Origin of the sequence: Snodgrassella sp. M0351, assembly GCF_016100575.1 — a bacterium.
Lineage (GTDB): Bacteria > Pseudomonadota > Gammaproteobacteria > Burkholderiales > Neisseriaceae > Snodgrassella > Snodgrassella alvi.
On sequence record NZ_JACFSG010000001.1, the window covers coordinates 1,441,261 to 1,467,828 of the forward strand.

A 26,568-nucleotide genomic window follows, 5' to 3' on the forward strand; every position below is an offset into this window, starting at 1 on the left:
ATGAGCTGATATACATAGGATGATACTGGCAGGACCGCTTGCCTGCCATTCATAATATTTTATGCTCCGGCAATCAGATGCAGAGCTTCTTCATATTTAGCCAGTGTTTTGGCAATTATGTCTGCCGGTATATGTGGTGCCGGTGGTTGTTTATTCCAACCGGACTCTACCAGCCAGTCACGGATAAACTGTTTATCGAATGAAGGCGGATTGCTACCAACCTGATAATTGTCTACAGACCAAAAACGGCTGGAATCCGGGGTAAGCACTTCATCCATAAGCGTTAAAACACCATTCTCATCCAAACCGAATTCAAATTTGGTATCGGCAATAATGATACCTTTACTGCGTGCATAATCCGCGGCTTCTGAATATAGCTTAATCGCCTTAGCACTTACCTGCTCTGACAGTTCTTTTCCCAACAGAGAAGCACATTGTGACAAACTGATATTTTCATCATGGTCGCCTACAGCAGCTTTACTTGATGGAGTAAAAATTACCTCTGGTAACTGTTCAGCTTCACGCAATCCGGCTGGTAATTTAATTCCGCAAACAGCTCCGGTTTGCTGGTAATCACGCCAGCCACTGCCAGAAAGATAACCGCGAACAATAGCTTCTATTTTCAACGGGCTTAATTTTTTTACCACAACTGCCCGTTTGGCAATTTTGTCAGCCTGCTGGCGTGGCAGCACATCATAAACTGTTTCACCAGTAAAATGGTTAGGCATAATATGTTGCAGTTTTTTAAACCAGAAATTTGATATCTGGGTAAGAATTTCGCCTTTTCCTGTTATAGGTTCAGGTAAAATTACATCAAAAGCCGATAAGCGGTCTGTAGCTACCATCAGCATGCGTTTCTCGTCAATTGCATACAAATCGCGTACTTTACCCGAATATATTTTTTCCAGCGCCAGCTCAGTCATCATCTACCTCTATTCAAGCGGTTAATCGCCAATATAATATACCTGTGCAAATCAATAACCTTGTGCTAAGGTAATCATTGTGCAACAAATGTTAGCAGCCAATGATTATTTTAACCGATATTGCAATACAACAGACAGTCTGTTTGCCGTACTGCAAGGGTTAAGCCGGTTGCTGATGTTAAATCGTAGATAAATTCCACGCCAATTGGAAGGAGAATTGCCATGGCTGATTTTGATTCACAAAAAAAAGATTTAATGAAAGAAGTACGTTCTGTACTGGATGAAGTTGAAGATTTATATGAAAACGCCGGCGACAACGGGTCTGATCAGGCCAAAGCATTGAAAGATCAGTTTCGTAAAAAACTAAGCAATACCAAATCCAAACTGTGCGATATCGAAAGTACACTGGCAGAAAAAGCCCGTGCTACAGCAGAACGCACTGATGAGCTGGTACATGAACAACCATACTATGCTATGGGTGTTGCTGCCGCAGTCGGCTTTCTTGCCGGAGTGTTGCTGGGACGTTGCAGACACTAAACAACTTACGGCATAAGTTCATTCAGGCAATCTGGTCTAACGATCGGTTGCCTGAATATAATTTACTTTTTAACGGATAATATACCATGAGTATAGGCAATCTTGGTCGTGACCTGCGCCAGCTGAAAATCTGGCTGACTTACGGCACTGAGTTATTATGGATTCGCTTACGTATGCTGCGTCTGGATGCGATTGTCCAGCTGCAAAGTATTATTGTACTGATGGTACTTGTTGTACTTGCCGGAGTAATGTTTTTTCTGGGATTTATCAGTTTATTATTCGGTCTGAATACTGTACTTTCCCCTCAGGCTAAAGTATGGGTATTTTTTGGTCTTGCCATTCTGTTTTTACTTTTGATTCTGCTTCTGACTATATTAATTATTAAATTGTTACGCAAGCAAAGCCAGTTTATGACAAAAACATTGGATGCAATGAGTGAAGATCTAAGCTATCTCAGACACACCGGCAAGCATGAAGCCAATGGAGAACACAGACGACCATGAGTAAATCTGATAAGTTGAATATCGCACAACAACGCGAATTGCTGGACATACAGGCACAAGGTACGAGATTAAAATTACTCGCAGAGCAGCTCAGGAATGGCGATAATACCCATAAATCACGTTTATGGCAGTGCTCGCTGAATATTGTGGATAAAATTCCAGCAGGAGGTTTAGCACTTAAGCTGGCGAACAAACCCAAACGCTGGCGCAACAAGCTGCTGGTGGGTGCAGTATTAACAGCGGCTACTCTGATAGCCAATAAAATTAGCCGCAATATACGTTAAAATACAACAGATAATAAAGATAAAGCCTCTTACCAGCAAGTAAGAGGCTTTTATTTATAAAACCTGAATAAACTTAAATTCCACGCAGTAAATCATTAACACTGGTTTTAGCACGGGTTTTGGCATCTACCTTTTTGACAATTACTGCACAATACAGGCTATGGCTGCCATCTTTTGCCGGTAGACTGCCTGAAACCACAACAGAACCGGCTGGTACCCGGCCATAACTGATTTCACCGCTTTCACGGTCATAAATTTTAGTAGACTGACCAATAAATACACCCATCGAAATTACACTGCCCTCTTCGACAATTACCCCTTCAACAATTTCAGAACGGGCGCCGATAAAACAGTTATCTTCAATAATTGTTGGTGCTGCCTGTAAAGGTTCCAGTACACCACCTATGCCTACCCCGCCACTCAGGTGAACATGTTTACCAATCTGAGCACAGGAACCTACCGTTGCCCATGTATCAACCATCGTACCTTCATCAACAAATGCACCAATATTAACAAATGAAGGCATCAGTACTACATTTTTACCAATATGACTGCCGGCACGTACTACTGCACCTGGAACTGCACGGAAGCCTGCCTGCTGAAAATCTGCGCCAGTCCAGTTGGCAAATTTAGTAGGTACTTTATCAAAATAGCGATTGACTGCATCATCTGCCAATACATTGTCACTAATCCGGAAAGACAGCAATACTGCTTTTTTGGCCCATTCATTTACCAGCCACTGATTACCCTGTTTTTCAGCCACACGCAGATGTCCGCTGTCCAGTTGCTGTAAAGTTTCAGCTACAGCTTCCTTTACTTCGGCAGTTACAGAAGCCGGAGTAATTTCCGCGCGGTTTTCAAAAGCAGTTTCAATTACTTGTTGTAAAGACATACAATATTCCTATAATCAATAATTCAGTTCTGGATTATCTCTGGGTAAGGGTATAACACCATTATCTGCCAGTATCTGTGATTTGAAAGAGTCTGGCTGTGCCAGTGAACGTGGATTAAACTCATGCAGACAAGCTGCAAATTCAGCATAAGGAATTTTACGGGCACCAAAGCTGGCTAAGTAGTCAGTGTAAACCTGACAATCTATCAGCGGTACGCCCTGTTGCTGCAAATAATGCACGGCATGCACAAAAGCTATTTTGGAAGCATCCGAAGCATGAGCAAACATGGATTCACCATAGAATATCTGCCCAATCAGCACGCCGTATAAGCCTCCAGCCAGAATAGTATTGCCATCTGTATCCCGATACCAGCATTCAAATGAACAAGCATACTGCTGCTGATGTAACGAATAGTAAGCCTGCTGCATTTCTGCGCTCAGCCATGTACCGTTCTGCCCGGGGCGCGGCGTTTGGGCGCAGTTGGCAATCACCTGCCGGAAAGCATAGTTCATGGTCACGGCATAAGGCTTATTGCGCAAATTTTTCGCCAGAGAACGACTGACTTTCAACTCTGCCGGAAATAGTACCATCCGCTGCGCAAAAGACCACCACATAATAGGCTCATTAGGTGAATACCAAGGGAAAATACCCTGCCGGTATGCAGCCAGTATTCGGGCAGGAGATAAATCGCCGCCAACAGCCACCAATCCGTCACGTTGTTGCTGTGCAGTTTCAATATCCGGAAAATCCAGATTATTCCTGCTCAGAACCGGAACACGTAAGCGGTATTCAGGCTGGTTCATACTTGAATATCCTGCCCTTTATTTCAGTTTCAGAGATATTTATTGTCAAACTGCTGGCACTCAGTGCATACACCATACATATACAAAGCATGGTCAACAATACGGTAGCCGTTATCATCAGCAATCTTCTTTTGCAGCTTTTCAATTTCTTCACTGCAAAATTCAGTTACCTTACCGCATTTAATGCATACAAGATGATCATGATGACCGCCGCGATTTAATTCATATACGGCTTTACCGGTTTCAAAATGATGGCGTAACAGAATATTGGCCTGTTCAAACTGGGTAAGCACACGATAAATGGTGGCCACACCGATTTCCACGCCTTCATCAAGCAGGCGCCGGTATACATCTTCTGCACTCATATGCAGTTCAGGCTGGGCTTCAAATAGCTCCAGAATCTTCAGTCTGGGGCCAGTAACCTTTAAACCGTTATCTTTTAATTGAGCTACATTGCTATTCATGATGCTTATTTCACCACTAAGTAATAATACTCGCTATAATACGCACTTTTAAGGCAATTGCCCACTGGGTGTCATACAATGTCGCCATCGCCATTGCTAACTGTTTCGTCCCGGATCAGAGGTATCAGTATGAAAAAAATATACTGCCTGCTGGCAGTGGCCGTTCTAGGCCTGAGCGCATGCTCCACAGCAAAACTGACACAAATTCCGTCGTACAAACTGAAAATTATTCAGGGTAACGAGCTGGACCAGAATGTTGTGAACTCTTTACAGCCCGGTATGAGCCGTGAACAAGTACAAATGCTGCTTGGCACTCCTTTACTCCGTGATCCGTTTCATGCCAACCGCTGGGATTATCTGTTTGTTATAACCCGTGCTAATGAAATTCAGGAAGAGAAGAAGCTGACTCTTTACTTTGATGCCAACGGAAAACTGATACATGCCGAAGGTGATGCTTTAACTGCTCAGCCTGTACCTGTAACGGAGTAAAACATGTCTACATCACGTTTAAGAATTGCTGTAGCCGGTGCCAACGGGCGTATGGGCAGAGCCCTTATTCAAAGCATCAGTCAGCGCCAGGATTGTGTTCTGAGCGGCGCACTGGAACACGACGCTTCCCCTGCTATCGGTCTAGATGCCGGGTTTGCTATCGGTCTGGAGCTGGGTGTTAGTATTTGTCACGACCCGGAAAAAGTACTGGACAATACCGATGTACTGATTGATTTCAGCAAACCGGAATCCACACTGAATAATCTGGCTATCTGTGAACGGCTTGGTGTCAATGATGTTATCGGCACGACCGGTTTCGATGAAACAGGTAAACAACGCATTGCCTCAGCCGCTGAAAAAATTGGCATTGTATTTGCCCCTAATTTCAGTGTAGGTGTCAACCTGACCTTTGCTCTGCTTAATACCGCTGCTCGAGTATTAAATGAAGGCTACGATATTGAAATTATCGAAGCACATCATCGCCATAAAGTTGATGCTCCTTCTGGTACTGCTCTGCGCATGGGAGAAGTAATTGCCGATGCACTAGGTCGTGATTTAAAAACCTGTGCCGTTTACGGGCGCGAGGGACATACCGGAGCGCGTGACCCGCAGACAATCGGCTTTTCAACTATCCGCGCTGGTGACATTGTCGGCGAACATACGGCATTGTTTGCTACTGATGGTGAACGCGTAGAAATCAGCCATAAAGCCTCCAGCCGTGCTACTTTCGCTAATGGTGCTGTCCGGGCGGCAGTGTGGCTGCGTCAGCACCCACATGGTTTGTTTGATATGCAGGATGTACTTGGTCTGAAATAAAGCTATCTGACTAACACAGTAAACAGGGTTAGCTATTTATCTGGCTAACCCTGTTTATTTTAGACATTTTAGAGCTAAAAACGGTATAAAATTAATTATATTTTCAATAACATAACAACCATAAAAAAGCCATTGTCAGAAACAATGGCTTAAAAAATTTTGCAATACATACTTCATTATTTATGCAGCCATAGCCATACATTTATCCGCGCAGGCATTACAAGCTTCAGCGCAGCGCTGACAGTGATCCATCTTAAAACGACCACATTCCTGAGCACAGGCACGGCAAACTTCAGCACACAGCTGACACACCTGTACGATAAAAGCACTGTTCATGCACATAAAATTAACAGCAAGTGTGCACATCGCCGCACATTGCATATCCAGATGAATACACTTAGCCATCATTTTGACATCATCTTCCTGCAGACAGGCAGTAGAACAATATTGGCATAAAGCAATACAGCGGTTACAGGCTTCTATACATTCTTTAAATTTCTGGGCATCCATGGTTGATATCCTATTCAGCAATATTTTGATTTAACAAGAGAAATCAAAATCAGTCTATAAAACCATAGCGCATATTGCAATCCATTTACAGGTAAATAAAATTATGATTTAGATAGATTAATTTAAGTTTTATCCGAATCTGTATTTCATATGCCAAATAACAGGTGAAAATTGTTTATTCTCGTAAGTAAGCAAAATATAATAGAAAAATAATTTCAGAATATAAATTTTTATTTTCTGATTAGCCATTCATAAAGCAGATTGATTATTTTCAAAGTAAAATATTAAAACCGTTTCAATGATTAACTTTATGTTTGATCATAAAATCCAGTAATCCAGATTCGTTCCCTCTTCACATTATCAATAAATATCTATATTAATCAGTAATATATTGAAATAAGACAATATAACTCCATATTAATAATCTATTATTTTGAAGGAGTTTATTATGGCCAGCGGCTGGGCATCAGATGATGCGGTAAATCAGCAGATTGAAAGCACAATAGAAGATGCCATCAATCATGTTCGCCAGCAAATAGATACCGCAGATGAAAGCGCAGAATTTTGTGAAGAATGTGGCGAAGCAATTCCTATCGGGCGTCGTCAGGCTATTCAGGGCGTTCGTTTTTGTGTTCACTGTCAGGCCGAACGGGATAAGGAAATGCAGAAAACATTCAGTTTATATAACCGGCGTGGCAGCAAAGACAGTCAGTTACGCTAAATTCAGTATAAATAACACAATGAAAATACATTTGCCAATTTGTATATTTGATTGAACAAAATAAATAGCACTGGATATTAAAAGTAAGAATAAAGCAGTTTGTCTATTTTAATCCTCTTACAGAGTTTTTTGCCGGTGATGGTCTGATTCTGTATTAATACCGCCATATAAATTGAGTCGGACAATAACACCGCATTTCAATGCCGGAATTATCAGTACCAATCAGATTTTTCTGCAGTACCATTCTACTTTACCAATGATTTCAAAATTTTCCTCAGGATTATTCAGATCAATAGTAAATGCTTCGTATTCTTTATTAGCAGAAGTAACCAGTAATTGATTATTCGGTTTTAGCTGCGTACGTTTAACCTGTATATTATTTCCTATACGCAATACATACAGACCATCACCACCTTCTTTTTTATCATGATTAATCAGTACATGATCTCCGTGATTAAGTATTCCGGCCATACTGTCATCTTTGATAATAAAGGTACTCAGTTTTTGCGGATCTACATTCAGGATATTTTTCAGCCAGATACGATTAAATGCAAATGTGCATAAAACATTACTCTCACTTGCATTGATTTCATATGAATTCTGCAAAGAATACTCTGGAATAAATGCATAATCTCCGGCATATATTTCATTTGAGCGGCCGGCATAATCACAACTGCTTTCACTGAGGTGAGCACCGGTATTCACAGATAAAGGATTGGACAGCGTTGCATAGCAATCTTTTTGATTATTTTCTCTGTCCTTTTCAAATTTAGGTCCTTGACCTTTTGCTAACCATAATAGACTTACCTGTGCAGCATCAGCTATTTTAATTAAATTTTTGGTACCTGGTTCCGCACCATCTTTAACCCATTTAGATGCAGTCGGATAAGCAACCCCTACTCTTCTTGCTAATTCAGAAACACTTTTCAGAATATCTACTACTTCCTGCATTCTAGAGGCAAAGCCGACGTTAAAATTTTCCATATGGGAATTACCTTCAAATAAAAATATGTAAGGTCAAATTTAAAATATATTTGCAAACAATAATTTACAATTTTAAAATTATAAAAAAGCAACATTTTGGTACATTCTTTAAATTAAAACTTGCAAAATATAACTTTTACTATATAATTTAGTCTGTAAATATATTAGGAGCATTAACTAATTACTTTAATATAAATAAAGTAAACGTTAATTTTTTAACGTTAATGCTATACTATTTACTTACAGTATTGCATTTAATATTAAATAACGCACATTGGCTAAACATTCACTTTGCTTGCTTGGCACGGAATGGATAATACCATTTTGTCATGCGCAAGGAAATGCCAGAAAATGGGTGACTTCGTGTCTTTGTACTTTTTTTGTATAAAAAAATGACCAAATAAAATAAAATATCACATTTTCTGAAACAATTGTTTAACCTAAGGCAATATTTTTCAAGTCATTATATGTGAATTTTTTGTTAAACATATAGTATTTTACTATTATTTCAAAATAAATACTCTTAAAATAAACCTCCATAAAAATCCTTTAAAACTTAATTTTTGATTAATTTTTAAATAAATTTCAATCAGTAAATTTATATTTATATTTATAGTTTTATATTTCCAATACTAAAATTTTCTTTAATATACAAATAAAACTTTCAAAAATTTTTTGGAAAATTAAATTGTAAACAAAAACAGCAAATTCATTTATTTTTCATTGATTTTGATTATACTATTAAATTTTTTTATTATAACTAAAAAGTATATATAAAGTTAACACTTCACTTTTTATATTAATTTTTTAATGTGTAACTATAAATCAAGTTACAACCTACAAATGCATAGATAAATCATAGCGAAATCAAACTATTAACTCATTATCAGTATAAATTTGAAGATTCAGATAAGCGGAAATTTTTTTATTCAGGGTTCTGTTTAATCAACACGTTTTGTATTTAATAATGATTAAATTAGATACGAAAAGACAGGTGAAGCTTTCAAATAGCAGAGAATTAATTTAGGTGACTTACAGATATATTATTGGCTTTGCCGGATTTAATGATAATACTGATGCAATTCATCCGTAGCAGAATAGGATCTAAGACAATTTATCTTCAATGTCATAGACGATCTGAGTATAGTTTATCATCACAGCTATTTTGTTAATAGTAACTTTGCTTATTTAAAGTCACTGACAGAATATTTCTGAGACTAAATTGCTCAGGCAACTATTTATTTTTCAGTGACTATTCGTTTACATTTATTTTAGCAGTATCAGGGCAGGCGATGCCAGGTACCGGACTGTCCACCCTCTTTGTGTTGCAGACAGATATTACTGATAATCATACTGCGATCTACTGCTTTGAGCATATCATAAATAGTAAGCAGTCCGACACTGGCAGCAGTTAATGCTTCCATTTCAACTCCGGTCTGCCCCGTATTTTCTGTTTGTACACAAATAGTAATACTGCGTTTTTCATTATCAAGACTGAAATCAACATTAACCCGGGTAAGTGCTATCGGATGGCATAAAGGTATTAAATTACTGGTTTGTTTAGATGCCTGTATTGCCGCAATCCGTGCAATACCGAGCACATCCCCTTTTTTACTGTCACCATTGCGTATTTTATTAAACGCAGTTTCATTGACACTGATAATACCGGTTGCAATGGCAATGCGCTTACTGTGGGGTTTGGCTCCCACATCTACCATATGAGCTTCGCCACGGTTATTGAAATGAGTTAACTCGTCTGAATTCATCTTGCTTCACTGACATGCTAAAGGGTCTATATTACAATAATTGTCTTTGTAATGCTGGATGAGCTCTGAAAATGGATACATTGTCTTTATTAAAAATTGGTCTGGTTTCTATCAGTGACCGGGCTTCTACTGGCGTCTACACGGATCAGGGTTTGCCTGAACTGAAAAAATGGTTACAGCGTGCGGTATTGAATCCTCTGGAATTTGTTGAGCACCTGATTCCGGATGAACAGCCACTGATTGAAAGTATTCTGACTCAGCTTGCCGATGAAGATGCCTGCCCTCTGATTCTGACTACCGGCGGTACTGGCCCTTATTTACGCGATGTAACTCCGGAAGCAACGCTGGCAGTAGCCGATCGGGTAATTCCGGGCTTTGGTGAATTAATGCGGCAAATTAGTCTGCATTTCACTCCTACTGCTATTTTATCGCGTCAGGTAGGGGTACTGCGTGGCAATAGTCTTATTCTGAATTTACCCGGTAAACCATCTGCAATTGCAGAAACGCTGGGGGGCGTAAAAGATGAACAGGGGAAAACCCTGATACCGGGTATTTTTGCTTCAATACCTATTGCAGTAGATGCAGTTGGCGGCCCGCTTATCCGTACAGATTCCGATTTTTGTCCGGTAGTATTACCCAAGCGCTGATTGAATAATGCCTGATGTTCACAGACCAGTTAATTTGGCAATGAATATGATTGGCGGAAAAGGGGAAGGTGTGATTCTTTATTCAATAAATAACATTCTGTAATCTTTAGCAGATAGGATAATATTTAGATTTATTTTGAATTTCTTAAGATTTGTATTGATCGAGCTTTATAAAAAAACAGTCTGGTAAATGACCAGACTGTTTTTTCACTGTTAAATATTTTTATCCACTTCATCTAGGGTAGCTTTGGCATCACCAAAACACATTCTGACATTTTCTTCATAAAACAGTGGATTATCTACGCCTGCATAACCGGATTGCATTGAACGTTTAAATACAATCACGTTTTTAGCTTCCCAGACATGCAATACCGGCATACCGGCAATAGGACTATTCGGATCGGTTACTGCTGCCGGATTGACCGTATCATTGGCACCAATCACCAGTACCACATCAGTATCGCTGAAATCATCATTGATTTCGTCCATTTCCAGTACAATATCATAAGGTACTTTTGCTTCAGCCAGTAATACATTCATATGTCCGGGCAGGCGTCCGGCTACCGGATGAATCCCGAAGCGGACATTAATACCTTGCTGGCGCAGTTTGGCGGTAATACTGGCCACTGCATTTTGTGCATGAGCCACCGCCATACCGTATCCCGGCGTAATAATGACGCTATGTGCATTTTTCAGTGTATCTGCTACCTGCTCCGGTTTGATTTCCTGAACTTCGCCGGCTGGTACATTGTCACTGTTTGCGGCTACCGGCGCTGAGCCGAAACCACCGCCAATTACAGACAGAAATTTGCGATTCATCGCCTGACACATGATATATGACAAAATCGCACCGGACGAACCGACTAATGCACCGGTAACAATCAGTAAATCGTTATCAAGCATAAAACCGGCAGCAGCAGCAGCCCAGCCTGAATAAGAATTCAGCATGGAAATGACTACCGGCATATCTGCTCCGCCAATCGAAGCGACCAGATGATAACCGAATACCAGTGCAATCAGAGTCATAACAATCAGGGCAAAACCGGAACCGCCAACACCTACGAACCACAGCATCAGTAAAAATGACAATACCAGTGCGCCCAGATTGAGCAGGTGCCGGTGTGGCAGTTGCAGGGGGCTGCTGGCAATCTTACCATTCAGTTTTCCCCATGCTACTAATGAACCACTAAAGGTTACTGCACCAATAAATACCCCCAGAAATACTTCAACCAGATGGATGGTGAACATGTCTGAGTCTACATCATGAGGGTCGATATAGCTGTTGAAACCCACCAGTACGGCAGCTAATCCGACAAAGCTGTGCAGCATAGCAATCAGCTCCGGCATCTGGGTCATTTCCACTTTCTTAGCCTGTTGCAGACCCACTGCACCACCAATAACCATGGCAATAATCACCCAGCCCAGACCGTGCGCATTTTCACTGAAAACCGTAGCAATCAGCGCAATAGCCATACCTGCTATGCCCAGATAACAGCCACGTCTGGCACTTTCCTGCTGTGAGAGTCCGGCCAGACTCAGAATAAACAATACTGCAGCAACGATGTATGCAGCAGTTACGATACCTTGAGACATACCGTTTCCCCTTTATTTACGAAACATATTGAGCATACGGCGGGTAACAGCAAAGCCACCGAAGATATTAACGCTGACTATCGCTACTGCAATAAAGGCCAGCAACGATACAAAACCATGTCCCTGCCCGATTTGCAGCAATGCACCTACTACAATAATGCCCGATATGGCATTAGTTACCGACATTAACGGGGTATGCAGGGCGTGGTTAACGTTCCATACCACAAAGTAACCCACTACACAGGCAAGTACAAATACCATGAAGTGATTCAGAAAAGCCACCGGAGCAACCGCACCTATCCACAACATCAGTATGACTGCAATTGCTGCCCAGATGATTTTTTTGTTTGCTGATGCCGGCTGTGCTGTCGCAACAGGAGCCGGAGCTGCAACTTTCGGTTCTGCTTTTGGCGCGGCGGATACCTGAATCGGTGGTGGCGGATACATGCTGTTGCCTTCATGAGTAACAGTCATGTTACGGATAATCACATCTTCGAAGTTTAATGCCAGCTCACCATCCTTATTTGGTGTAAGCAGGCGTGCCAGATTAACCAGATTTGTGCCATAAAGCTGTGAAGACTGGCCGGCCAGACGGTTAGCCATATCGGTATAACCAATTATTTTCACCCCATTGGCGGTAGTAATAATTTTACCGGGTTCGGTATATTCGCAGTTACCGCCGGTAGCAGCAGCCAGATCCACGATTACCGAACCTTCACGCATGCTGTCTACCATCTCCCGGGTAATCAGTTTGGGAGCAGGTTTGCCCGGAATCGCTGCAGTTGTAATGATAATGTCAACTTGTCTGGCTTGTTCGGCAAACAGTTTCATTTCTGCTTCAATATAAGCAGCACTCATGGTTTTAGCATAGCCATCGCCACTACTGCTTTCTTCTTCCTGATAGTCCAGTTGCAGAAAGTTACCACCCATGGACTCAATCTGATCAGCAACTTCAGGACGGGTATCGAATGCATTAACCACGGCACCAAGCTGACGGGCTGTACCAATAGCGGCCAGACCGGCCACCCCTGCACCTATCACCAGCACTTCTGCCGGAGGAACTTTACCGGCAGCAGTAATCTGACCGGTAAAGAAACGGCCAAAGTTTTCAGCAGCTTCAATTACCGCCCGATAGCCACTGATATTAGCCATTGACGACAATGCATCCATTGCCTGTGCACGTGAAATCCGCGGTACCATGTCCATTGCCAGCACAGTAATTTTTTTCGCCTGTAACTGCTGTACCAGCTCTGACTGCTGCGCCGGCATGATGAAGCTGACCAGTATCGTACCGGATTGCATGGAGGCAATTTCTTCTTTATTCGGTGCATTTACCTTAAATATTAGCGGACACTGCCAGACAGTGTCTGCATCGGCTACTGTTGCGCCTGCTTCCTGATACAAACCGTCAGACAAGCTGGCTGCCTTACCGGCATCATGCTCAATAACAACTTCATGCCCCAATTTAATTAGCTGGGTAACGGTTTTCGGCGTAGCCGCTACTCTGGTTTCACCGGCAAGAGATTCGCGTGGAATACCTATCTTCATTCTTATTCCTTTCCGAGGAAGGTGCCGTAAAATAGTTGTAACTGTAAATATTTATCTGCTCTGATATATTTGGTCAGAGTTAATCAGTATAGACTGCCTGCCTAACTCATAACTATCAGAAGATAATATTTTCTGTTGTTTACAACCACTATATTATCGAAAACACAGCAATAAAACCTTTATTCAGGTCATTATTTGTGTCTGATTTAAAAAATTTAACAATTACATTTACATATAATATGTCTTTATCAGTAATGTCTATTATCAGGATAGGCTATTATCTGTTTTCAACAAAAAAGCCAGCCATTAGTAATAACGGCTGGCTGTAATGTTGACAGGAACAAAATTTAATTCATGCTGTTCAGCGGCCGGATAACTTCATCAATCTGACGATTCAGACTTTCCAGCCCATTGCCGGATAAATACCACAAGTCAGCACTAAGATTAACGATTTGCGTACCTGCATTCTGCATAACTTTATTATCAAAATAATCGCTGCGCATTGGTGTATTACCTATTGCTTTACTGCGGTCAACAACGTAAATAATATCTGGATGATATTGAGCAATAAACTGATTATCAACCATTATACGTGCCGGCCGGCCATTTTCAGCTTTATCCGGTACAGGCAGATCATTGGCATTTACAGCTCGTTTTACATGTAATTCATCGAAGATCAGCGCAGCATAGCTACCCTGATTCATCAGCATCACATTTCCATCATTATGTAATACCACGATGGCTTTTTTACCGGATTGCTGTGCGAGCTGACGGGCTGCATCCATTTTTAAATCCAGTGCATTCAACTGCTCCTGCGCCAGTACTTCTTTACCGGCAATTTTCCCCAGCATTCTGATCTGATTCTTGACCGCAGAATAATAATTTTCACCGGCATTAACTGAGTAATTCAGTGTAGGTGCAATGGCATTTAAATCTTTATAGAAATTATTCTGCCTTCCGCTCATGATTATCAGATCCGGACTGGCAGCTTTAATACCGGCAATATCCGGCTCCTTCATTTTGCCTGAATCCTGTACCTGTGCATGATGATATTGTTGCAGATAAGCCGGAATATTACTTACCGGCGCAGCAATAACTCGGTTGCCGGCACCCAGCGCATCCAGCGTATCTAAAGCACCGAAATCCATCACAACAATTTTTTGCGGTTGTACCGGTATCTTAATTTCTTCGCCAGCCTGAGTAAGGTTAATTGACGGTGCAGTGCTTTGACAGGCACTTAACCCCATCATCAGAGCCGATGCCACAGCCAGCGTTATTATTTTTTTCATAACTGAATTACCCCTTGAATTTTAAATTATTAAATAATGATAATTATTATCATTATTTAATATAAATGTCCAGCTTTGCAATACAATCCGGCTTAATATAAATTTAATAATCGGATGTTATAACTTGCCGGACAGTATGAATTTAGTGTGCGCCCAGTTTCAGACCAATAATACCGGCAATAATCAGTGTCAGGCTAATCAGACGCATGGCACCAGCCGGTTCTTTAAAAGCAATGATACCGACAATGGTTGCTCCAACAGCGCCAATACCAGTCCAGACTGCATAAGCTGTACCTACCGGCAATGAACGCATGGACTGTGCCAGCAGAAAAAAGCTGCCAACCAGAGCAGCTAATGTAATGATACTCGGGGTGAATTTAGTAAAATTCTGTGAATACTTAAGACCAATTGCCCAGACTATTTCAAGTATGCCGGCCAGCAATAATGACACCCAGGCCATAATGATTCCTGTTAAGGCTGATGCAGGCCGTCCTGCGTGAGAATCTACCGGTCGGGTCGTCCCGAACGGATGCATAAATAAGCATATGAATAATGGCATCATAATAGGCAGTCTGAATCAGCGTCAAGCAATCAAAACTCCATTGGAACAAAAACAGATGGCTATAAACCATCTGTCAGGATATTGATACTGATTGCAGTTCAGTCTGCCACAGTTATAATCAATATAATGCTGAGAACTTATTTCTTCTTCTGAATGAATTCAATTTTATAGCCATCAGGATCTTCCACAAATGCGATGACAGTAGTGCCATGCTGCATGGGTCCGGCCTCACGGGTTACACGACAGCCCTTGGCGCGCACAGCATCACAGGCAGCATAAGCATCATCTACCTCAATAGCAATATGTCCGTATCCTGTACCTAGATCATAAGTATGCGTATCCCAGTTATAGGTTAATTCCAGTACGGTACTGTCAGATTCTTCACCATAGCCGACAAAAGCCAGAGTAAAACGTCCGCCGGGAAAATCTTCCCGCCGCAGCAGTTTCATACCGAGCACATCCTGATAAAACGCCAGTGATTTATCCAGATCACCTACTCGCAGCATAGTATGCAACATTCTCATGTTATGTTCCTTATATCTTATCTTATTCTGTTTTTGTTTTTGCCAGATTACCCAGCAGCATGGCATCGCCATAACTGAAAAAGCGGTATCCGGCACCAATGGCATGCTGGTAAATGGCACGAATTTCATCATAACCGCTAAATGCGCTTACCAGCATGAGTAAAGTTGATTTAGGCAGATGAAAATTGGTAATCATGCGGTCAATAACCTTAAACTCATAGCCCGGCGTAATAAAAATATTGGTATCGCCCTGGCCTGCCTGTAATTTTCCGCTGCGTGCTGCAGACTCCAGTGCGCGAACTGCTGTTGTGCCTACCGCCCAGATTTTATTTCCTCGCGCCTGTGCCGCTTCAATCTCTGCTACAACTTCCTCACTCACGTCATACCACTCACTATGCATATGATGTTCGGCAATATTTTCTACCCGCACCGGCTGAAAGGTGCCTGCACCCACATGTAAAGTTACTTCGGTCAGGTGTACGCCTTTATCTCGCAATTGTTGCAAAATAGTATCGGTAAAGTGCAAACCGGCGGTAGGGGCAGCTACTGCTCCTTCATATTTAGCATAAATCGTCTGATAGCGCTCATCATCGTCATGATCAGCCGAACGGGTAATGTATGGTGGCAATGGCAAATGGCCGTGCGCTTCCAGTAGCTCCCATACAGTTTTGTCGCCGGAAAAATGCAGTACAAATAACTCACCTTGTCGCGCCTGCATCTGTGCATGCAATCCGCCTTCGAAAATCAGTTCTGTACCCGGTTTGGGCGACTTAGACGAACGCACATGCGCCAGAGCAGTATGGTTATCCAGCACTCGTTCAATCAATGCTTCAATCTGACCGCCACTGGCTTTACGGCCAAAAAGGCGGGCTTTCATTACACGGGTATTGTTAAATACCAGAACATCACCGGCTGCCACATAATCTGCCAGCCGGATAAATTCACTGTCTGCCGGAGACTGCCCGGGCAAAGCCACCAGCAGACGGCTACTGCCGCGCTCAGCCGGAGGATGCTGGGCAATCAGTTCCGGTGGCAAATCAAAATCAAAATCATTAATATGCATGTATATGTGCCCGAAAAAGGCAAAAGACGTATTATAAGCCGGCTTGCACAGACTGCGAAGCAGTAGCATATTACCCTTATCAGCCACAGTTTAAATATCCGGCTTATCAGTTTATTAAGCACGCAAAATAAGGCTGCCAGACTGTTATACGGGAAAACAGTTGTAGTTTATATAGTGAATTTTTACGAAAATACTGGACATTTGCGCGCATTTTCGGCAAAAATGGCGCAATTTTGCGATAAACAATTAATTTATGAGTGCCTCAATTCTGGTTTTAAACGGCCCCAATCTGAATCTTTTAGGGTTACGGGAGCCGCATATATATGGCCATACCACACTGGCAGACATTAATCAGAAACTGCTTGTACAGGCACAGGCAGCCGGCCTAACACTGGAAACACTGCAAAGTAATGCCGAACATGTTCTGACAGAACGCATTCAGGCTGCATTAACTGATGATACCCGGTTTATTATTATTAATCCGGGTGCATTTACTCATACCAGCGTAGCCATTCGTGATGCTTTTGCAGCTGCCTGCAAACCATTTATTGAGATACACATTTCAAATGTACATGCACGCGAAGCGTTCCGGCGCTATTCCTATCTGTCCGATATTGCCATGGGGGTAATCTGTGGTCTGGGCGTATATGGTTATGAGGCAGCGTTACACCGCGCAATTGAATACATTCAAGAGACAGATCGCCAACACTAATACCTATTGCGATCAGGTCCAATCACACAAGGGTTCATAATATGGATTTACGTAAACTTAAAAAACTCATTGATCTGGTAGAAGAGTCAGGCATTGCTGAAATCGAAGTGACCGAAGGTGAGGAAAAGGTACGCATTACCCGCACTACTGCTGCTCAGCCAGTATATTCTGCACCAGTACAACAACAGCCGGCTGTTATGGCTGCACCAGCAGCAGTTCCGGCAGAAGCTGCTCCCGCAGCAGCCGTACCGGCAGCCGGTCCTGATCTGAGCAAAGCGATGAAATCACCGATGGTCGGAACTTTTTACCGGGCAGCAAGTCCGACTTCTGCACCGTTTGTTGAAGTGGGACAAACCGTTAATGCCGGCGATACTCTGTGTATCATCGAAGCCATGAAACTGATGAATGAAATTGAAGCTGATCACAGTGGAGTGGTCAAAGAAATTCTCGTATCCAACGGGCAGCCTGTGGAGTTTGGTGAACCGCTGTTTATTATTGAGTAATCTTAATATCAGTCATAACTCCCCTTTTTTACAAGGTACTGCCTCATGTTAAAAAAAGTTCTTATTGCCAATCGTGGCGAAATTGCGCTGCGCATTCTGCGCGCCTGCCATGAAATGAGTATTGCAACCGTGGCTGTGCATTCAGAAGCCGACAGTGATGCTCTGCACGTTAAACTGGCTGATGAATCTGTTTGTATTGGTCCGGCCAGTTCCACCCAAAGTTACCTGAATATCCCTGCTCTGATTTCCGCTGCTGAAGTTACCGATGCTGATGCCATTCACCCCGGTTATGGATTTCTGGCAGAAAATGATGGTTTTGCAGAACAGGTGGAGCAGTCCGGTTTCGTTTTTATTGGTCCGCGTCCGGAAACCATACGTCAGATGGGTGACAAAGTTTCTGCGAAAAAGGCGATGCAGGCCGCCGGTGTCCCCTGTGTACCCGGTTCAGATGGTGCATTACCGGAAGATCCGCAGGAAATTGAAAAAATCGGTGCTGCGGTAGGCTATCCGGTCATTATTAAAGCATCAGGCGGCGGCGGCGGTCGCGGTATGCGCGTAGTTGAAAAGGCTGAGGATTTACTGGCCGCAGTAGAAATGACCCGTACTGAAGCCGGGGCTGCTTTTGGTAATCCTGCCGTATATATGGAGCGCTATCTGCAGAAACCGCGCCATATTGAAATTCAGGTACTGTGTGATGAACATGGCAATGCCATTTATCTGGGTGAGCGTGACTGCTCAATGCAGCGCCGCCATCAGAAAGTCATTGAAGAAGCACCGGCACCATTTATCACCGCTGAAGAACGCGAACGTATTGGTAGCGCGTGTGTAGCCGCATGTCAGCGCATCGGCTACCGTGGTGCAGGTACATTTGAGTTTCTGTATGAAGATGGTGAGTTCTTCTTCATTGAAATGAATACCCGTGTACAGGTTGAGCATGCTATTACCGAGCTGATTACCGGTGTGGATATTGTGCAGGAGCAAATCCGTGTAGCTTCCGGTCTGCCCTTATCCTACACTCAGGCAGATATCCGTTTACAAGGACATGCTTTTGAATGCCGGATTAATGCCGAAGACCCGTATACTTTTGTTCCCAGCCCCGGGCTGATTACCAGCTGCCACCAGCCAGGTGGTAACGGAGTACGCATTGACAGCCATATTTATCAGGGCTATACCGTACCTCCTTATTACGATAGCATGATTGGTAAGGTGTGTACCCACGGGCGTGATCGTAATGAAGCTATCGCCAAAATGCGTGTTGCCCTGCAGGAGCTGGCCATCACCGGTATTAAAACCAATACCAACCTGCACCGTGATATTTTTGCTGATCCGGGTTTCATTCATGGTGGTGAAAGTATTCATTATCTTGAACAATGGTTACAAAAACACAAAGAATCACAAAAATAATTTACAATAAGCATACATTGCGCTTTTGTTTGCAGGCAGCCGCGGTGGCTGCCTGAAGTTTTATAAAACATCCAGTTACGGTAAAAAAGCCATGCACTACCAACAAGTTGTTATTACAGTTACACAAGATCAGGTGGATAAGCTCTCCGATGCACTGATTGAAAACGGCGCATTAAGTACAGCCATTGAAGATGCCAATGCAGGCAATGATAATGAACAGCCGATTTTCGGCGAACCTGATATGCCCACTGAACAGGTGTGGCAGCAAAGTAACATTGTGGCACTGTTTGATGAAAATACTGATATTGATTCCGTTGTCTCTACAGCGGCACAGGAATGTGCTATTGCTAAACCACAGTACTATCTTGAAAACATTCCTGAGCAGGACTGGGTACGGCTGACCCAGTCTCAGTTCGATCCGATTCAGATTTCTTCACGCTTATGGATTACGCCATCATGGCATAACCAGCCAACTGAACCGGGGGTCATCAATCTGCAACTGGATCCGGGACTGGCTTTCGGTACCGGGAGTCACCCCACTACCCGGCTGTGTCTGCAATGGCTGGATAAGCATGTGCGCAGCGGTGAAACTCTGCTGGATTATGGCTGTGGTTCAGGTATTCTGACGATTGCCGCACTGAAACTGGGTGTCGGCCGTGCCTGTGGTGTAGACATTGATCCGCAGGCAATCCGTGCCAGTCAGGATAATGCTGCACAAAATCAGGTTAGTGCTGAATTTTATCTTCCGGATAATTTGCCAGCCGGTCAGAAATTTGACATCGTTGTTGCAAATATTCTGGCTAATCCGTTACGCATGCTGGCTCAAATGCTGGCAGAACGTACCCGTACCGGCGGTGAAATTGTCCTGTCAGGTATTCTGGCAGAACAAACAGAAGAACTCAGTGGAATATATCGTCAGTGGTTTGATTTGAACTCACCTAAAACACTGGACGGGTGGGTATGTATTAGTGGTCGTAAAAGAGCATAATTGTCCGGTTCTGCTATTTATCTGAAAATACCGGCATGACATACTAATGCGATAACACGGCTATCTGCTTCTGACAGTACTTAATTGCCTCCTTTTTAACTATTTGGTTTGCTGAAAAATCATGTCTAAAACAATTACTGTTATTTGTCCTAAATGCCATGCAGAAAATATCGTAGCAACACCGCCACGTGACGGAGGACGTGTTGTGTGTGAACAATGCCGGCACAGATTTACAGTTGTATCCAAAATCCGTACGAATAAAAATGTCACCCCGCCGGCCGGAAGCAAAAATAATACGGCAGCTTCCGGACAACAGGTACCCAGTGCCAGTGAAGTAATGGATTTACTGCAAAATGCTCTGAATTTAAATCAGACCAACAGCAGAAATGCCCAGAGTCAGATATTTACCAGTGCACCAACACCAAAAAATACTGCGGTTATTGATAAAAGACCGAATCTGAATACTTTATTAAATCAAGTAGCCAATAAAGTTGAAATCCGCGTGCCAACGGTAATTGAACCGGAACCGGAACACTCGTCTGCGCCGCAGCCACAGCTGGCCAGCAGTGAATTACTGCGCAACCCGCCACCTGTAGCAGAGCCGGTAAAAGAAGCTCCGCCAATAGTCAATACACCAGTCCATGTGCCTGAAGAAAACACCACCAGCATCTCCATGAACAGTAATGTGAATAACCTGAATAATCTTGTTTTTACCTTACTGCCTAATGACAATCCAAATCAGGCAGATGTACCATTGCTGCTTAATGATGCAATCGAAAAAACCGATGCCATCCATGCCAAAACCGAATTTTTACATCATCAGCAGGATAAACTGTCCAAAGAATTTAACTGGACTCTGGCAACCATTGTTGCGTTAACTGTACTGATGATGCAGTTATTTTATTTAATGGCAGTAAAATGAACATTCATGCAGGTAATCAAGAAATTTTTAAAAGTAACCAGTTTGTTCACGATTTTCGTCAGGCTTCACCCTATATCCACCATCTGAATGGTAAAACGCTTGTTTTAGCAATCAGTAGCCATGTTCTGGTAAGCGACAAACTCGCAGCACTGGCCGCCGATATACTTTTATTAACCAGCCTCGGTATGAGGCTGGTTCTTATTCACGGGTGCAGCCAGTATATTCAGGCCATAGCCGGCAGTGATACTGCAATCAGCATAGATGAAAATCCGGTTACGGATAATGCTGCTCTGGAATTAGTCAAACAGGCCAGCGGAATTGCACGCTTCAATCTGGAAGCAGCTCTATCTATGATACCTACACAGGTTATGGAGCACAGCACTCCGAACCTGCGTATTGCGGCCGGCAATTTCCTGCGCGCCAAGCCGCTGGGCGTAATTAACGGAACAGATATGGGCTACAGCGGCTGTGTTCGCAAAGTAGATTCGGCCGCTATCGAAGAGCGTCTGACTCACAATCAGCTGGTATTAATTAGCCCGATCGGTCATTCGCTTAGCGGTCAGTCATATCGTTTGCAGGTAAATGAAGTTGCACAGGCTGTGGCAGAAGCCATCAGCGCAGAAAAACTCATCTTTCTGGGCACACAGCAGGGTTTACTGGATGAACAGCAACAAACCATCAGTGAACTGAACTGTGTTGAAATTGCCAGTCTGCTGGCACAAAACACCGGAAGCAGACGCCAGACAGAGCTGTTACAGACAGCAGCACATGTACTTGAACACGGTGTTCAGCGGGTGCATGTACTGTCCGGTCTACAGGATGGCAGCCTGTTACAGGAATTATTTACCCGTGAAGGCAGCGGCACAGCCATGGCTAAAGCGCCCTTTATGCGTATCCGGCCGGCTGCTAATAAAGATATCGGTGATATCCTGCAACTGATTGCGCCACTGGAAGCAGCCGGTATTTTATTACCGCGCGACAGTGAATACATGGAAAACCATATTCATGAATTTTCTGTGCTTGAGCAGGATTGTTATGTTTATGGCTGTGTTGCTTTACATGTTTATCCTGAAGCAAATGCCGGTGAGCTGGCCTGTCTGATTGTTTCACCGAATGCCCGCGCCCGCGGCTACGGAGAACTGCTGCTGACTCATGTTATTAAACAGGCACAGCAATTACAGCTAAAAGAACTGTTTGCTCTGAGCACACATACTGGTGACTGGTTTGTCGAACGCGGATTTATCAGTGCTCATCTGGAACAGTTACCATTAGAGCGGCAGCAACAGTACACCAGTAACAAACGCCAGTCGAAAATATTTTGCCGCCAGCTTTAAACCAACTCCTGCAAAATATTTTACAATCTGTATTTTTCCCTGAATGACACAAAGGAAAACACATGAGCCATATGGTGCATTGCGTTAAACTGGGCAAAGAAGCGCCCGGATTGAAATTTCCGCCATTTCCCAATGAACTTGGTAAACGCATATACGATAACGTATCACAGGAAGCATGGGATGGCTGGTTACGTTATCAAACCATGATTATTAATGAAAACCGCCTTAGTCTGGCCGACCCCCGCGCCCGTCAGTACATTACTCAGCAAATGGAAAATTATTTCTTCGGCGAAGGTGCCGACCAAATCAGTGGTTATACACCGCCTCAGGAATAAAAACTAATGGCTGTTCGATTTCACAGAGACGAACAGCCTTTTATTTTCCCGACATTTTTGCACTGTTTTATGGTTATCCAGCTTATTAAAAGTGATTTGTTTCGTTATAGCGGCCGTACAGACTGGTCTAGTTTTATTCGTCATTATCTGTTCAACCGGGGTTTCCGCTTTACTTTCTGGCTCAGGCTGGCCTCCGTACCGGGAATATGGCGCAAACTTGCCTATCCCATGTATGCATGGCAAAAACGCCGCAGCGGCATCATTATCAGCCCGCGCACAGCAGTGGGTTATGGTTTGTACATTGGTCATGGCGGCCCGCTGATTATCAATAGCAGTGCCCAACTGGGTAACAATGTCAATCTTTCTCCCTACACAGTAATTGGCGCTAACAACGGACCCGCAGCCTGTATCGGTAATAACGTCTACATTGGACCCAACTGTAATCTGATTGAAAATGTACAGATTGGTGACAATGCCACTATTGGCGCCGGCAGTGTTGTGACTAAAAATATTCCGGCAAATGCCACTGCTGCCGGCAATTACGCTAAAGTACTGAACTACCAGAACCCGGGACAATATATCCACAACCGCTGGCCACCAGAAAATACAAATGAAGCTTGACCTGACAGCAAAACAGTGCCAATGTTAGTAACATTAACACCAGACTGACAAATTCTTACCCTTAATGACAGTTACAGGTATAGCCAATGTCCGAAATTCAGCCACATCTACTTTGCCGTGAACTTAGCCTGCTGGCTTTCAATCGTCGCGTTCTGGCACAGGCGCAGGATACACAGGTACCCTTACTCGAACGTTTACGGTTTTTATGTATCGTTTCTTCCAATCTGGATGAATTTTTTGAAGTAAGGATGGCATGGCTGCGGCGTACCCGTGAACTCTCACCACATATTCCTCTGGCCAATGGCGAACTACCGGATACAGTTATTGCCAATGTAACCGAAGAAGCTCACGCCATTATTGCCGAACAATACAGATTATTTAACGATGAGCTGATTCCGGCACTGCGCAGTGAAGGCATATCTTTTTATCCGCGCAGTGAATGGAGTGAGGCACAACGCCAGTGGGTGGCTGATTACTTCCGGCATGAATTGTTACCTATTCTGACCCCTATCGGACTCGATCCTTCTCACCCTTTTCCGCGCTTACTGAATAAATCACTGAATTTTGCAGTAGAACTGGAAGGTAAAGATGCTTTTGGGCGTACCGGCGGCATGGCCATCGTTCAGGCTCCGCGTATTTTGCCAAGAGTACTGAAAATGCCTAAGGAATTATGTGACGGGCATGATGGTTTTGTATTTCTGTCGTCAATCCTGCATGCTCATGTGCATACACTCTTCACTGGAATGAGCGTTAAAGGCTGCTATCAGTTTCGCCTTACCCGCGACAGCGACTTAAGTGTTGATGAAGAAGATCTGGAAAATCTGCGCACGGCAATTGCCGGTGAATTACAGGGAAGACAATATGGAGATGGTGTCCGGCTGGAAGTAGCCGATAATTGTCCAGCACACGTTTACGATTTCCTGCTTAGTCATTTTCATCTGGGGCGCGACGAATTGTACCGGGTAAACGGTCCGGTAAATCTGGTACGACTAATGGCCGTACCGGATATGGTTGAACGCAATGATTTAAAATTTCCGCCATTTATTCCCGGCACACCGGCCATTCTGAATAAAAATCGCGATATGTTTAGCATTATCAGCCAGCGCGATATTTTACTCTATCATCCCTATCAGTCTTTCGAACCTACAGTTCGTCTGATTCAGCAGGCAGCTGATGACCCTCAGGTTATTGCAATAAAAATGACCATTTACCGCACTGGCAGTAACTCTGACCTGGTAAAAGCACTGATGAAAGCAGCACTGACAGGCAAACAGGTTACTGTGGTGGTTGAGCTGATGGCCCGTTTTGATGAAGAAACTAATCTAAACTGGGCAGGTCAGCTCGAAGCTGCCGGCGCCCATGTCGTATACGGAGTCTTCGGTTATAAAGTTCATGCCAAAATGGCACTGATAGTCCGACGTGAAGACGGCAGGCTGAAACGCTACGCTCATGTCAGTACAGGTAATTATCATCAGGGCACCAGCCGTATTTATACTGATCTGGGTCTGATGACCTGCAATCAGGATATCAGCGTGGATGTTAATACCGTATTTATGGAAATCACCGGTCTGGGACAACCCAATAATCTGCATAAAATAGCGCAAAGCCCGTTTACTCTGCACAAAATGCTTCTCAACAGCATTAATAACGAAATTGAGCAGGCAAAAGCCGGCAAAACAGCTCGTATTATTGCTAAAATGAACGCACTGGTTGAGCCTTCTATTGTCGATGCCCTGTATGCAGCCAGTCAGGCCGGTGTACAAATTGAGCTGATAGTACGCGGAATATGTGTGCTGCGTCCGGGTGTTAAAGGCTTATCAGAAAATATCCGGGTACGTTCTATAGTCGGCCGGCTGCTGGAACATGCACGGGTATTTTATTTTGAAAATGGCGGTGATTCTAAACTATGGATATCCAGCGCCGACTGGATGGGAAGAAATCTGTTCCGTCGTGTAGAAATTTGCACACCGATTGAAACACCTGAGCTAAAACAACGTATAATCAAGGAAACTCTGATGCTTGCGCTGGCTGATAATCAGTGTGCATGGCTGATGCAGCCGGATGGTCAGTATGAGCGCATTAAACCAGCAGAGAAAGAGTCAATAACCAATATGCAGAATATGCTTATTGAGCGTTATCGCCAGTAATAATCCTGGTTTCAAACCTAAAACTACCGAATGGCCGGTCAGAATGCTGAATTAATTGTGTAGTAAGCAGTTTTAGCCAGTGCCATGGCAAAAAAAAGCAAGGTTATCCATCCGGATACCTTGCTTTTCGTTTGCTTAAATAAAAATTACTGATGTCCGGTACTACCAAAACCGCCTTCTCCGCGGCTGGTTTGCGCAAATTCATCAACCACAGTAAAAGCTGCCTGCATAACCGGCACAATAATCATCTGAGCAATCCGTGCCAGAGGTTCAATCACATACGCTTCCTGACTGCGATTCCACAACGATACTTTTAATTCTCCCTGATAATCCGAATCAATTAAACCAACCAGATTACCCAGTACAATTCCATGTTTATGCCCCAGACCGGAACGCGGCAATATCAGAGCTGCATATCCCGGATCAGCCAGATGTATGGCCAGTCCGGTCGGTAGCAGAAAGCTTTCTCCCGGCTGCAAAGTAACCGGTGCTTCAATACAGGCACGTAAATCCAGCCCGGCCGAACCAATCGTCGCATATTCAGGTAATTGTTCTGCCATTGACGGATGTAATATTTTAATTTGTACAGATAACTCAGAAGCACTCATAAAAACCAGTCTTTAAATAATAGATCATTAAAAATATCAGGACAGCACGCCCTTATAACACATCAGTAACAGCCT

Annotated in this window: 30 protein-coding genes; 16 read left to right on the forward strand and 14 right to left on the reverse strand. The window is 43.3% G+C overall.

Annotation, left to right across the window (positions count from 1 at the left end; all coding sequences use genetic code 11):
* Positions 1–59: 59 nt before the first annotated feature.
* Positions 60–923 (reverse strand): phosphoribosylaminoimidazolesuccinocarboxamide synthase, encoded by an 864-nt coding sequence (locus tag H3V01_RS06350; RefSeq protein WP_198186449.1) that lies wholly within the window; start codon positions 921–923, stop codon positions 60–62.
* A 222-nt stretch (positions 924–1,145) separates the two neighbouring features.
* Between H3V01_RS06350 and H3V01_RS06355 the strand changes: the two genes are divergently transcribed.
* The 3 genes from H3V01_RS06355 to H3V01_RS06365 all read left to right on the forward strand — a co-directional run bounded on the left by H3V01_RS06355 (position 1,146) and on the right by H3V01_RS06365 (position 2,247).
* Positions 1,146–1,460, forward strand: a complete 315-nt coding sequence (locus tag H3V01_RS06355; protein ID WP_025331163.1) for a DUF883 family protein — start codon at positions 1,146–1,148, stop codon at positions 1,458–1,460.
* Positions 1,461–1,546: 86 nt separating this feature from the next.
* Positions 1,547–1,963, forward strand: a complete 417-nt coding sequence (locus tag H3V01_RS06360; protein ID WP_198186292.1) for a phage holin family protein — start codon at positions 1,547–1,549, stop codon at positions 1,961–1,963.
* A complete protein-coding gene (locus H3V01_RS06365; protein ID WP_198186293.1) occupies positions 1,960–2,247 on the forward strand; it encodes a hypothetical protein in 288 nt (95 codons plus the stop codon). The genes H3V01_RS06360 and H3V01_RS06365 overlap by 4 nt, the downstream gene beginning before the upstream one ends.
* Before the next feature lie 73 nt (positions 2,248–2,320).
* Here the strand turns inward: H3V01_RS06365 and dapD are convergent, their stop codons facing one another.
* From dapD to fur, 3 genes are read right to left on the reverse strand one after another with little or no spacing between them, the layout of a single operon-like run.
* Positions 2,321–3,139, reverse strand: a complete 819-nt coding sequence (gene dapD / locus H3V01_RS06370; RefSeq protein ID WP_084547880.1) for a 2,3,4,5-tetrahydropyridine-2,6-dicarboxylate N-succinyltransferase — start codon at positions 3,137–3,139, stop codon at positions 2,321–2,323.
* A 15-nt stretch (positions 3,140–3,154) separates the two neighbouring features.
* The gene (gene aat / locus H3V01_RS06375; RefSeq protein ID WP_198186294.1) at positions 3,155–3,943 is read right to left on the reverse strand and encodes a leucyl/phenylalanyl-tRNA--protein transferase; all 789 of its coding nucleotides are present in this window, start codon (positions 3,941–3,943) and stop codon (positions 3,155–3,157) included.
* 29 nt (positions 3,944–3,972) lie between these two features.
* Positions 3,973–4,407: a ferric iron uptake transcriptional regulator gene (gene fur / locus H3V01_RS06380; protein WP_025331168.1), complete on the reverse strand. Its 435-nt coding sequence runs from the start codon at positions 4,405–4,407 to the stop codon at positions 3,973–3,975.
* A 129-nt stretch (positions 4,408–4,536) separates the two neighbouring features.
* On the opposite strand from fur, the gene H3V01_RS06385 reads away from it, so the two are divergent.
* Together H3V01_RS06385 and dapB are read left to right on the forward strand one after the other, a co-directional pair.
* A complete protein-coding gene (locus H3V01_RS06385) occupies positions 4,537–4,896 on the forward strand; it encodes an outer membrane protein assembly factor BamE (RefSeq protein ID WP_025331169.1) in 360 nt (119 codons plus the stop codon).
* Between the two features lie 3 nt (positions 4,897–4,899).
* Complete coding sequence (gene dapB / locus H3V01_RS06390) at positions 4,900–5,712, forward strand: 4-hydroxy-tetrahydrodipicolinate reductase (RefSeq protein WP_025331170.1); 813 nt, start codon at positions 4,900–4,902, stop codon at positions 5,710–5,712.
* A gap of 180 nt (positions 5,713–5,892) precedes the next feature.
* Here the strand turns inward: dapB and H3V01_RS06395 are convergent, their stop codons facing one another.
* Positions 5,893–6,222 (reverse strand): four-helix bundle copper-binding protein, encoded by a 330-nt coding sequence (locus H3V01_RS06395; RefSeq protein WP_025331171.1) that lies wholly within the window; start codon positions 6,220–6,222, stop codon positions 5,893–5,895.
* A gap of 448 nt (positions 6,223–6,670) precedes the next feature.
* Between H3V01_RS06395 and H3V01_RS06400 the strand changes: the two genes are divergently transcribed.
* The gene (locus H3V01_RS06400; RefSeq protein WP_037475833.1) at positions 6,671–6,943 is read left to right on the forward strand and encodes a DksA/TraR family C4-type zinc finger protein; all 273 of its coding nucleotides are present in this window, start codon (positions 6,671–6,673) and stop codon (positions 6,941–6,943) included.
* A gap of 222 nt (positions 6,944–7,165) precedes the next feature.
* Here the strand turns inward: H3V01_RS06400 and H3V01_RS06405 are convergent, their stop codons facing one another.
* The gene (locus tag H3V01_RS06405; protein WP_198186295.1) at positions 7,166–7,927 is read right to left on the reverse strand and encodes an XRE family transcriptional regulator; all 762 of its coding nucleotides are present in this window, start codon (positions 7,925–7,927) and stop codon (positions 7,166–7,168) included.
* Positions 7,928–9,207: 1,280 nt separating this feature from the next.
* Complete coding sequence (moaC, locus tag H3V01_RS06410) at positions 9,208–9,693, reverse strand: cyclic pyranopterin monophosphate synthase MoaC (RefSeq protein ID WP_174830514.1); 486 nt, start codon at positions 9,691–9,693, stop codon at positions 9,208–9,210.
* A 71-nt stretch (positions 9,694–9,764) separates the two neighbouring features.
* On the opposite strand from moaC, the gene mog reads away from it, so the two are divergent.
* A complete protein-coding gene (mog, locus tag H3V01_RS06415) occupies positions 9,765–10,340 on the forward strand; it encodes a molybdopterin adenylyltransferase (RefSeq protein ID WP_025331175.1) in 576 nt (191 codons plus the stop codon).
* Positions 10,341–10,553: 213 nt separating this feature from the next.
* On the opposite strand, the gene pntB is transcribed toward mog, so the two are convergent.
* From pntB to queA, 6 genes are all read right to left on the reverse strand, one after another.
* Entirely contained in the window at positions 10,554–11,933 is a 1,380-nt protein-coding gene (gene pntB, locus H3V01_RS06420; protein ID WP_198186296.1) for a Re/Si-specific NAD(P)(+) transhydrogenase subunit beta, read from the reverse strand.
* 12 nt (positions 11,934–11,945) lie between these two features.
* Positions 11,946–13,481: a Re/Si-specific NAD(P)(+) transhydrogenase subunit alpha gene (locus H3V01_RS06425; RefSeq protein WP_096765349.1), complete on the reverse strand. Its 1,536-nt coding sequence runs from the start codon at positions 13,479–13,481 to the stop codon at positions 11,946–11,948.
* Positions 13,482–13,828: 347 nt separating this feature from the next.
* On the reverse strand, positions 13,829–14,770 hold the full coding sequence (locus H3V01_RS06430; protein WP_198186297.1) for a siderophore ABC transporter substrate-binding protein: 942 nt from the start codon (positions 14,768–14,770) through the stop codon (positions 13,829–13,831).
* Positions 14,771–14,912: 142 nt separating this feature from the next.
* Positions 14,913–15,230 (reverse strand): quaternary ammonium compound efflux SMR transporter SugE, encoded by a 318-nt coding sequence (gene sugE / locus H3V01_RS06435; RefSeq protein WP_198186298.1) that lies wholly within the window; start codon positions 15,228–15,230, stop codon positions 14,913–14,915.
* Between the two features lie 239 nt (positions 15,231–15,469).
* A complete protein-coding gene (gene gloA / locus H3V01_RS06440; RefSeq protein ID WP_078475657.1) occupies positions 15,470–15,856 on the reverse strand; it encodes a lactoylglutathione lyase in 387 nt (128 codons plus the stop codon).
* A 22-nt stretch (positions 15,857–15,878) separates the two neighbouring features.
* A complete protein-coding gene (gene queA, locus H3V01_RS06445; protein ID WP_025331181.1) occupies positions 15,879–16,919 on the reverse strand; it encodes a tRNA preQ1(34) S-adenosylmethionine ribosyltransferase-isomerase QueA in 1,041 nt (346 codons plus the stop codon).
* A 253-nt stretch (positions 16,920–17,172) separates the two neighbouring features.
* On the opposite strand from queA, the gene aroQ reads away from it, so the two are divergent.
* The 9 genes from aroQ to ppk1 all read left to right on the forward strand — a co-directional run bounded on the left by aroQ (position 17,173) and on the right by ppk1 (position 25,885).
* Positions 17,173–17,631 (forward strand): type II 3-dehydroquinate dehydratase, encoded by a 459-nt coding sequence (aroQ, locus tag H3V01_RS06450; protein WP_198186299.1) that lies wholly within the window; start codon positions 17,173–17,175, stop codon positions 17,629–17,631.
* Positions 17,632–17,672: 41 nt separating this feature from the next.
* Positions 17,673–18,134, forward strand: a complete 462-nt coding sequence (accB, locus tag H3V01_RS06455; protein WP_025331183.1) for an acetyl-CoA carboxylase biotin carboxyl carrier protein — start codon at positions 17,673–17,675, stop codon at positions 18,132–18,134.
* Positions 18,135–18,179: 45 nt separating this feature from the next.
* Positions 18,180–19,538 carry an acetyl-CoA carboxylase biotin carboxylase subunit gene (gene accC, locus H3V01_RS06460; RefSeq protein ID WP_198186300.1) on the forward strand — a complete coding sequence of 453 codons (1,359 nt, stop codon included), beginning with the start codon at positions 18,180–18,182 and terminating at the stop codon, positions 19,536–19,538.
* 91 nt (positions 19,539–19,629) lie between these two features.
* A complete protein-coding gene (gene prmA, locus H3V01_RS06465; RefSeq protein WP_198186301.1) occupies positions 19,630–20,526 on the forward strand; it encodes a 50S ribosomal protein L11 methyltransferase in 897 nt (298 codons plus the stop codon).
* Between the two features lie 121 nt (positions 20,527–20,647).
* Positions 20,648–21,448 carry a hypothetical protein gene (locus H3V01_RS06470; RefSeq protein WP_084547888.1) on the forward strand — a complete coding sequence of 267 codons (801 nt, stop codon included), beginning with the start codon at positions 20,648–20,650 and terminating at the stop codon, positions 21,446–21,448.
* Positions 21,445–22,782 (forward strand): amino-acid N-acetyltransferase, encoded by a 1,338-nt coding sequence (gene argA / locus H3V01_RS06475; RefSeq protein ID WP_198186302.1) that lies wholly within the window; start codon positions 21,445–21,447, stop codon positions 22,780–22,782. Before H3V01_RS06470 ends, argA begins: the two co-directional genes overlap by 4 nt.
* 62 nt (positions 22,783–22,844) lie before the next feature.
* Positions 22,845–23,117, forward strand: coding sequence for an oxidative damage protection protein (locus H3V01_RS06480; RefSeq protein WP_078475662.1), 273 nt, complete (start codon positions 22,845–22,847; stop codon positions 23,115–23,117).
* Positions 23,118–23,123: 6 nt separating this feature from the next.
* Positions 23,124–23,738, forward strand: coding sequence for a serine acetyltransferase (locus tag H3V01_RS06485; protein WP_198186303.1), 615 nt, complete (start codon positions 23,124–23,126; stop codon positions 23,736–23,738).
* Between the two features lie 86 nt (positions 23,739–23,824).
* Complete coding sequence (gene ppk1 / locus H3V01_RS06490) at positions 23,825–25,885, forward strand: polyphosphate kinase 1 (protein WP_084586115.1); 2,061 nt, start codon at positions 23,825–23,827, stop codon at positions 25,883–25,885.
* Between the two features lie 146 nt (positions 25,886–26,031).
* On the opposite strand, the gene dut is transcribed toward ppk1, so the two are convergent.
* Positions 26,032–26,493, reverse strand: coding sequence for a dUTP diphosphatase (dut, locus tag H3V01_RS06495; protein WP_198186304.1), 462 nt, complete (start codon positions 26,491–26,493; stop codon positions 26,032–26,034).
* Between the last annotated feature and the right edge of the window lie 75 nt (positions 26,494–26,568).